1 protein-coding gene and 1 pseudogene are annotated in these 811 nt (G+C 45.1%); both read right to left on the bottom strand.

The features are described from left to right. Window positions 1–573: acyl-CoA thioesterase domain-containing protein (locus A3762_RS19805; RefSeq protein WP_197469419.1), on the bottom strand; the 573-nt coding region annotated here is incomplete at its 3' end. 19 nt (window positions 574–592) lie between these two features. After that, window positions 593–811 (bottom strand): annotated as a pseudogene (locus A3762_RS27835) (FAD-dependent oxidoreductase); the annotation flags it as partial.

The following is an 811-nucleotide window of genomic DNA, read 5'->3' as shown; positions in this document are numbered from 1 at the left end:
TAGATCATCTGGTAGCTCACCTACCGCTCGAAACCAATTTTGTTTATAGGGTGCACGTACATCAGGATTTGAATAGTTCACCGGATTAACGGGGCGAATCTCAATAGGGCGGTCGCGTGTAAACTGATCTCTAAGCTTTTCTGGGATCAGATGTTTAAAGCGCCTGCGCATATCTAGTTCAGAAAGTAAGACATCAGGTTCTGTGCTGGCAGGCATATCAATCTGATGCTCAAAGCCAATTTCAGGAACTTGAAATGATGCATTAAGGGTAAAGATCTCTTTGTCATGTTGACGCGCAATTACGCGACGAGCAGAAAAACTGCCACCATCCCGGAGAGATTGCACTTCGTATTGAATAGGTAAGTTTGGATCTCCTGCGCGCAGAAAGTATCCATGCATAGAATGTGCGATGCGATCTTCAACAGATTGATAGGCTGCCATCATCGCTTGGCCGCAAACTTGGCCGCCAAAGACATTAGGAAAACCTAGATCTTCGCTTGCGCCTTGAAAATGAGAATCGTCGATTTGTTCCAGTTTTAAGACATCAATCAACTGTTGAAGAACGTCGCTCATAGATATGTACTTCTTACTATTATTCTGGGTGGATAGCTTGAACTTGCTTTGCTAAAACCTGCTTTTGTTTCGTCGCATCGCCGGTTAATGCGAAGCCAAGAAGCTCGCCTTGATCCGACTTAAACAACGCTGTGGTATTGAACCCGTCTGATTCGATATCCCAAGTGCCATTTTCATTTGATGCAGGAAGAACAACGACAGGGCAGGCAGGTGTTTTAACTGCCACCGGCATTACACC

Source organism: Oleiphilus sp. HI0125 (assembly GCF_001635355.1).
The sequence above is the reverse complement of the archived record's forward strand: the minus strand, read 5'-3'. Positions and strand labels throughout refer to the sequence as shown.